Source organism: Eikenella longinqua (assembly GCF_001648355.1).
Taxonomy (GTDB): Bacteria; Pseudomonadota; Gammaproteobacteria; order Burkholderiales; family Neisseriaceae; genus Eikenella; species Eikenella longinqua.
Genome location: NZ_LXSL01000011.1, coordinates 284,023 through 292,101, shown reverse-complemented (window position 1 = coordinate 292,101; position 8,079 = coordinate 284,023). Strand labels below are relative to the sequence as shown.

The 8,079-nt window shown below is 50.6% G+C and carries 8 protein-coding genes and 1 tRNA gene; all 9 read left to right on the top strand.

Annotation, left to right across the window (positions count from 1 at the left end):
• Window positions 1-126: EF-Tu C-terminal domain-related protein (locus tag A7P95_RS11010; protein WP_082890679.1), on the top strand; the 126-nt coding region annotated here is incomplete at its 5' end.
• Window positions 127-133: 7 nt separating this feature from the next.
• Window positions 134-209, top strand: a tRNA-Trp gene (locus tag A7P95_RS02025).
• A gap of 75 nt (window positions 210-284) precedes the next feature.
• Window positions 285-740 (top strand): preprotein translocase subunit SecE, encoded by a 456-nt coding sequence (gene secE, locus A7P95_RS02020; protein ID WP_082890678.1) that lies wholly within the window; start codon window positions 285-287, stop codon window positions 738-740.
• Between the two features lie 22 nt (window positions 741-762).
• Window positions 763-1,305 (top strand): transcription termination/antitermination protein NusG, encoded by a 543-nt coding sequence (gene nusG, locus A7P95_RS02015; RefSeq protein WP_067590315.1) that lies wholly within the window; start codon window positions 763-765, stop codon window positions 1,303-1,305.
• A gap of 100 nt (window positions 1,306-1,405) precedes the next feature.
• Window positions 1,406-1,837, top strand: a complete 432-nt coding sequence (gene rplK, locus A7P95_RS02010; protein WP_064090314.1) for a 50S ribosomal protein L11 — start codon at window positions 1,406-1,408, stop codon at window positions 1,835-1,837.
• Window positions 1,837-2,532: a 50S ribosomal protein L1 gene (rplA, locus tag A7P95_RS02005; protein ID WP_067590312.1), complete on the top strand. Its 696-nt coding sequence runs from the start codon at window positions 1,837-1,839 to the stop codon at window positions 2,530-2,532. Before rplK ends, rplA begins: the two co-directional genes overlap by 1 nt.
• Window positions 2,533-2,763: 231 nt before the next feature.
• Window positions 2,764-3,267 (top strand): 50S ribosomal protein L10, encoded by a 504-nt coding sequence (rplJ, locus tag A7P95_RS02000; protein WP_067590310.1) that lies wholly within the window; start codon window positions 2,764-2,766, stop codon window positions 3,265-3,267.
• A 49-nt stretch (window positions 3,268-3,316) separates the two neighbouring features.
• Window positions 3,317-3,688 (top strand): 50S ribosomal protein L7/L12, encoded by a 372-nt coding sequence (gene rplL, locus A7P95_RS01995; RefSeq protein WP_067590307.1) that lies wholly within the window; start codon window positions 3,317-3,319, stop codon window positions 3,686-3,688.
• Window positions 3,689-3,884: 196 nt separating this feature from the next.
• On the top strand, window positions 3,885-8,066 hold the full coding sequence (gene rpoB / locus A7P95_RS01990; protein ID WP_067590304.1) for a DNA-directed RNA polymerase subunit beta: 4,182 nt from the start codon (window positions 3,885-3,887) through the stop codon (window positions 8,064-8,066).
• Window positions 8,067-8,079 lie beyond the last annotated feature (13 nt).

Below are 8,079 nucleotides of genomic sequence, written 5' to 3'. Positions count from 1 at the left end.
GGTGAGAACGTAACCATTACCGTAGAACTGATTGCCCCGATTGCGATGGAAGAAGGTCTGCGCTTTGCGATTCGCGAAGGTGGCCGTACGGTAGGTGCCGGTGTGGTTGCTTCTGTGATTGCTTAAGGTTTAGAGGCCAGTAGCTCAATTGGTAGAGTATCGGTCTCCAAAACCGAGGGTTGGGGGTTCGAGACCCTCCTGGCCTGCCAAAAAAAGACTAACCGGCTCGCCGGTTAGTCTTTAATTTTATAAATTCATTATGTAGATTTAGGGTGGTTGCTATAATGAGAGATCGTAAACAAAAAGTAAAGGAGATGCTTGATGCGGTGTCTGCAAAGCCATCTCGCCAAGAGCTGCGTAATCGTGCGCAGGGTGGTCAAAAGAAAAGTCGGTCAGGAGATGCGGTCAAAATATTTTTAGCTGTAGTGCTGGTTTTTGGGAGTGCTATAGGATTTTCTCTTTTGGCTAATCAACCGCTTTATATTCGCTGGCTATTGTTGGGTGGTGGGATTTCATTGGCAGCACTGATTGTTTTTGTATGGTGTGATATTGGGGTAAATCTGATTCGGTATATTAAAGATTCGATTACCGAGATTAAGAAAGTAGTGTGGCCTGCTAAGAATGAGGCATGGCGTAATACATTTTTTGTGCTGATGTTTACAGCGGTCATGACTGTGTTTCTGTGGTTAGTAGATACATTCTTGGTGTGGCTGCTACTTACGCTGAGTGGTGGCAAATAAATTTTAAAAGGTGGTTAGAGCGATGGCTAAGATGTGGTATGTCATTCAGGCTTATTCCGGATTTGAGAAGAATGTTCAAAAAACCCTCAAAGAACGGATTGCTAGAGAGGGAATGGATGAGTTTTTTGGCCAGATTTTGGTGCCGGTTGAAGAAGTTGTTGGTATCAAGAATGGGCGGAAAACGGTTAGTGAGCGTAAATTTTTTCCAGGTTATGTTTTGATTGAGATGGAAATGACTGATGAGTCGTGGCATTTAGTCAAGAGTACGCCTCGAGTAAATGGGTTTGTTGGCGGTACGGCTAATCGGCCTTTGCCTATCTCACAGAGAGAGGTTGATGCCATTATGTCTCAGGTTGCCGATGCTTCCGGTGGCGAGAAGAAACCGAAACCGAGAGTAGAGTTTGAGGTTGGTCAGCAGGTTCGTGTAGGGGAAGGGCCTTTTTCTGATTTCAATGGTCTCGTGGATGATGTGGATTATGAGAGGAATAAGCTGCGGGTTTTGGTTCAGATTTTTGGGCGAGAGACGCCGGTTGAGTTGGATTTTAGCCAGGTTGAAAAAATTTAATATCGTGCGCTTGGCAATAAGCTAGAAATTCCCTTATAATGCAAAGTTCAATTTTTGGGGAGCAGAAGGTTCTGCGTATTTACCCGTTTAGGAGCTAATTGTGGCAAAGAAAATTGTAGGTTACATCAAACTGCAGATTCCTGCAGGGAAGGCAAACCCTTCTCCGCCAGTTGGTCCGGCGCTGGGCCAGCGTGGTTTGAATATTATGGAGTTTTGTAAGGCATTTAATGCGGCAACACAGAATGTGGAACCAGGTTTGCCGATTCCGGTGGTGATTACTGCTTTTGCAGATAAGTCTTTTACTTTTGTAATGAAGACTCCGCCGGCAAGCATTTTGCTGAAAAAAGCAGCAGGATTGCAGAAGGGTAGTTCAAACCCGCTCACTAATAAAGTGGGTAAGGTTACTCGAGCTCAGCTTGAGGAAATTGCTAAAACTAAGGAGCCGGATTTGACTGCAGCTGATTTGGATGCTGCGGTACGTACGATTGCAGGTTCTGCCCGCTCAATGGGCTTGGATGTGGAGGGTGTGTAATGGCTAAATCATCTAAACGCTTCCAAGAGATTCGTTCGGCTATCGATTCAAATGTGCACTATTCAATTGATGAGGCAATTGGCTTGGTGAAAAAAACCGCTACAGCCAAATTTGATGAGTCTATTGATGTTGCTATCAATCTGGGTGTGGATTCACGCAAATCTGATCAGGTTATTCGTGGCTCTGTAGTCTTGCCTAAGGGTACCGGCAAAACTGTTCGTGTTGCTGTGTTTACTCAAGGTGCCAATGTTGAGGCCGCCAAGGAAGCTGGTGCTGATATTGTAGGTTTTGACGATTTGGCTGCTGAAGTGAAGCAAGGCAATTTGGATTTTGATGTGGTCATTGCTTCTCCGGATGCAATGCGCGTTGTGGGTCAATTGGGTACTATTTTGGGTCCGCGCGGTTTGATGCCGAATCCGAAAGTGGGTACGGTTACCCCTAATGTGGCAGAGGCGGTGCGCAATGCCAAGGCTGGTCAGGTTCAGTATCGTACTGATAAGGCAGGTGTGGTTCATGCTGCTATCGGCCGTGCTTCATTCGATCCGGCTGCCTTGCGCGAAAACTTTGATGCCTTGCTGGATGCGGTAATTAAAGCTAAACCAGCGGCGACTAAAGGGCAATATCTGAAGAAGGTGGCTCTGTCCAGCACTATGGGGCCGGGCGTGCGCGTAGATGTTGCCAGCATCAATGGTTAAGTGAAATTTTCAGGTAGCCTTTGGTTGGATTGAGAGGCTACCTGAAAACGGACTACTTATACTTGTTATAAGTAGAGTCCAAGACCGTAGGGATCGCAAGATTTAATAATTACCCTACGCAGACGGTGGTCCTGAAGTGTATGCAATTGGTTGTTTGCAAAATGTCTTTTCAGGTTGCCGAACTGGTGGAATACCTGTGGGTATTCTTTGATAAACAGTAGGAGGTAGACCTTGAGTCTTAGTATCGAAACTAAAAAAGCAGTGGTGGAAGAGATTGTTGCCGGTATTGGCAATGCTCAGACCATGGTGCTTGCCGAATACCGCGAAATCAGTGTTGCCAGTATGACCGAATTGCGTGCTAATGCACGTAAGGAAGGTGTGTATCTGCGAGTGTTGAAAAACACTTTGGCGCGACGTGCGGTGGAAGGTACCTCTTTTGCTGAGCTGGCTGAGCATATGGTTGGCCCGCTGATTTATGCCGCTTCTGAAGATGCGGTTGCTGCAGCAAAAGTATTGCACCAATTCTCTAAAAAAGATGAGAAGCTGATCGTTAAAGCAGGCTCATATGACGGCAAAGTATTGGATGCCGCTCAAGTGGGTGCACTGGCAGCTATTCCGAGTCGTGAAGAGTTGCTGTCTAAATTGCTGTTCCTCATGCAGGCTCCGTTGTCTGGCATAGCTCGCGGCATGGCTGCTTTGGCTGAGAAAAAAGCTGGTGAAGAAGCAGCTGCTTAATCGAAATTTATTTGATCTTTGTTATTTATTTAATTAGGAGTTTTATAGCATGGCTATTTCTAAAGAAGACATTTTGGAAGCAATCGGCAGCCTGACCGTAATGGAGCTGAACGATTTGGTTAAAGAATTTGAAACCAAATTCGGTGTTTCTGCTGCTGCAGTTGCAGTTGCTGCTGGTCCTGCTGGTGCTGCTGGTGAAGCTGAAGCCAAATCTGAAGTAGATGTAATTTTGGCTGCTGCTGGTGATCAGAAAGTTGGCGTGATTAAGGTGGTACGTGCCATTACCGGCTTGGGCTTGAAAGAAGCTAAAGACATGGTTGACGGCGCTCCGAAAACCATCAAAGAAGGTGTTACTCCGGCTGAAGCCGAGGAAATTAAGAAACAGCTGGAAGAAGCTGGCGCTAAAGTCGAAATCAAATAAGCTGTTTATTGCAAACGGGCTGGCAGTTTTCTGCCAGCCTTGTTTCGCTTGGAAAATATAAATTGCCAGTAATTTACATATATTTGCTATTTGGCCTGTGTTTAACAGCAAATATATGTAAATTTAGGCGGTGGTGTGTTTGCTGCGCCTTGATAAAGATGGAATCCATATCTCTTATTCTTTGGAGTGTTTAGTAATGAGTTATTCGTTTACCGAGAAAAAACGCATCAGAAAGAGCTTTGCTAAGCGGGATAGTGTGCTGGAAGTGCCCTATCTGCTGGCAACGCAGTTGGAGTCTTATCATAAGTTCCTCCAGCAAGATTGTGCTTTTGACAAGCGCCAAGATGAGGGCTTGCAAGCAGCGTTTAATTCGATTTTCCCAATTGTCAGCCACAATGGCTATGCCCGCCTAGAGTTCGCCCATTACATCTTGGGTGAGCCGCTGTTTGATATTGCAGAGTGCCAATTGCGCGGTATCACTTATGCGGCGCCGCTGCGTGCCCGTATCCGCTTGGTTATTTTGGATAAAGAATCTTCCAAACCAAATGTGGTGAAAGAGGTTCGTGAGAATGAAGTGTATATGGGCGAAATTCCGCTGATGACACCCTATGGTTCATTCATTATCAATGGTACGGAGCGCGTGATTGTGTCTCAGCTGCACCGTTCTCCTGGTGTGTTTTTTGAACACGACCGCGGTAAAACGCACTCGTCCGGTAAGCTTCTGTTTTCTGCCAGAATTATTCCATATCGTGGCTCTTGGTTAGATTTGGAGTTTGATCCGAAAGACCTGCTGTACTTCCGTATCGACCGCCGCCGCAAGATGCCGGTAACCATCTTGCTGAAAGCCTTGGGCTACACGACAGAGCAAATTCTCGATACTTTTTATGATAAAGAAACCTTCTATCTAACCAGAGAAGGCGTAGAAACCGATTTGGTGTTGTCTCGCTTGAAAGGCGAAACGGCCAAAACCGATATTTGCGATCAAGAAGGTAAAGTATTGGTGGCTGCCGGCAAGCGTGTAACGGCTAAGGCACTGCGCGACATCGAGAAAGCCGGCTTAAAACGCCTGCACGTGGAAGCGGAAGCTTTGATTGGCAAAGTGTTGGCCAAAGATGTAATTGTTCCCGATACCGGCGAAGTGCTGGCAGAAGCCAACAGCGAGATTACCGAAGAACTATTGGCTCAGCTGGAAATCCAAGGTGTAAACGAAATCCAAACTTTGTACATCAACGAGTTGGGGCATGGTGGCTATATCTCCGCCACGCTGCGCGTTGATGAAACTGCCGATCAGGCGGCTGCCCGAATTGCGATTTACCGCATGATGCGCCCCGGTGAGCCGCCGACCGAAGAAGCGGTGGAAATGCTGTTTGACCGCCTGTTCTTCAACGAAGCCAGCTACGACCTATCGCGTGTTGGCCGCATGAAGTTCAACACCCGCACCTACGAGCAGAAACTGACCGAAGACCAGAAACATTCTTGGTTCGGCCGTTTGTTGAACGAAACGCTGGCCGGTGGAGCCGAAAAAGGCGGTTTCATCCTCAGTACAGAAGACATCGTGGCTTCCATCGCCACCCTGGTTGAGCTGCGTAACGGCCATGGCGAAGTGGATGATATCGACCACTTGGGCAACCGCCGCGTGCGTTCCGTGGGTGAACTGACCGAGAACCAATTCCGCTCAGGTTTGGCTCGTGTTGAGCGTGCCGTGAAAGAGCGCCTGAATCAGGCCGAGGCCGACAATCTGATGCCGACCGATTTGATTAACGCCAAACCGGTATCCGCCGCCATCAAAGAATTCTTCGGCTCCAGCCAGCTTTCGCAGTTTATGGATCAAACCAATCCGCTGTCGGAAGTGACTCATAAGCGCCGTGTGTCTGCGCTCGGCCCGGGCGGCTTGACCCGTGAACGTGCCGGCTTCGAGGTGCGCGACGTACACCCGACCCACTATGGCCGCGTGTGCCCGATCGAAACGCCGGAAGGCCCGAACATCGGTTTGATCAACTCGCTGTCGGTTTATGCGCGCACCAATGATTACGGCTTCTTGGAAACGCCGTACCGTCGTGTGGTGGACGGCAAAGTCACCGACGAAATCGATTACTTGTCTGCCATCGAAGAAGGCCGTTATGTGATTGCGCAGGCCAATGCCGAAGTGGATAAGAAAGGCTACCTGAAAGGCGATTTGATTACCTGCCGCGAAAAAGGCGAAACCATCATGGCCAGCGCCGACCGCGTGCAATACATGGACGTGGCCACCGGCCAGGTGGTGTCTGTGGCAGCCTCGCTGATTCCCTTCCTGGAGCACGACGACGCCAACCGTGCCTTGATGGGTGCCAACATGCAGCGTCAGGCCGTGCCCTGCCTGCGTGCCGAAAAACCGCTGGTCGGCACCGGTATCGAGCGGTCCGTGGCCGTGGACTCGGCCACCGCCATCGTGGCTCGTCGCGGCGGCGTGGTGGAATATGTGGATGCCAACCGCATTGTGGTGCGCGTGCACGACGAAGAGACTGTGGCCGGTGAAGTGGGTGTGGACATTTACAACTTGGTGAAATTCACCCGTTCCAACCAGTCCACCAATATCAACCAACGCCCGGCGGTGAAAGCCGGCGACGTGTTGCAGCGCGGCGACCTGATTGCCGACGGCGCTTCCACCGATTTGGGCGAACTGGCGCTCGGTCAGAATATGACCATCGCCTTCATGCCTTGGAACGGCTACAACTATGAAGACTCGATTCTGATTTCCGAGAAAGTGGCCGCTGCCGACCGCTACACCTCCATCCACATTGAAGAGTTGAATGTGGTGGCGCGCGATACCAAGCTGGGTGCGGAAGAAATCACCCGCGATATTCCCAACCTGTCCGAGCGCATGCAAAACCGCCTGGATGAAAGCGGCATTGTGTACATCGGCGCCGAAGTGGAAGCCGGCGACGTATTGGTGGGCAAGGTGACGCCCAAAGGCGAAACCCAGCTTACGCCGGAAGAAAAATTGCTGCGCGCCATCTTCGGCGAAAAAGCTTCCGATGTGAAAGACACTTCCCTGCGCATGCCCACCGGCATGAGCGGCACGGTTATCGACGTGCAGGTGTTCACCCGTGAAGGCATCCAGCGCGACAAACGCGCCCAGTCGATTATCGACGGCGAATTGAAACGCTACCGTCAAGATTTGGGCGACCAGTTGCGTATTTTCGACAACGATGCTTTCGATCGTGTCGAGCGCATGATTGTTGGCCAGAAAGCCAACGGCGGCCCGCTGAAGCTGGGCAAAGGCAAAGAAATCACCGCCGAATATCTGGCTTCCCTGCCCACCAAACACGACTGGTTCGATATCCGCGTGGCCGATGAAGACATCGCCAAACAGATGGAGCTGATCAAGCTTTCGCTGCAACAAAAACGCGAAGAAGCCGACGAACTGTACGAAATCAAGAAAAAGAAAATGACCCAGGGCGACGAACTGCCCCCGGGCGTACAGAAAATGGTGAAAGTGTTCATCGCCATCAAACGCCGCTTGCAGGCGGGCGACAAAATGGCCGGCCGCCACGGTAACAAAGGCGTGGTATCGCGCATTCTGCCGGTGGAAGACATGCCCTACATGGCCGACGGCCGCACCGTAGACATCGTGCTCAACCCCTTGGGCGTACCGAGCCGCATGAACATCGGCCAGATTCTGGAAGTGCACTTGGGCTGGGCGGCAAAAGGCATCGGCCAGCGCATTGAAAAAATGTTGGCTGAAGAGCGCAAGGTGAAAGACATCCGCGCCTTCCTGGAAAAACTGTACAACGGCAGCGGTAAGAAGGAAGACCTCAAATCGCTCAGCGATGCGGAAATCCTCGAATTGGCCGAAAACCTGAAGAGCGGTGCCACCTTCGCTTCGCCCGTGTTCGACGGTGCCAAAGAGCAGGAAATCTACGACATGCTCGAGCTGGCCTACCCCAGCGACGACCCCGAAGTGCAGAAGCTCGGCTTCAATGACACCAAAACTCAGATCACCCTCTACGACGGCCGCTCCGGCGAACCGTTCGACCGCAAGGTAACCGTGGGCGTGATGCATTATCTGAAGCTGCACCACTTGGTAGACGAAAAAATGCACGCCCGCTCCACCGGCCCGTACTCACTGGTTACCCAGCAGCCGCTGGGTGGTAAGGCGCAGTTCGGCGGCCAGCGTTTTGGTGAGATGGAGGTGTGGGCACTGGAGGCTTACGGCGCCGCCTACACGCTGCAGGAAATGCTAACCGTGAAATCGGATGACGTGACCGGCCGTACCAAAATGTATGAAAACATCGTGAAGGGCGAACACAAAATCGAAGCCGGCATGCCGGAGTCCTTCAACGTGCTGGTGAAAGAAATCCGTTCGCTGGGCTTGGATATCGATATGGAGCGGTATTAGGCGGAAGTTTTCA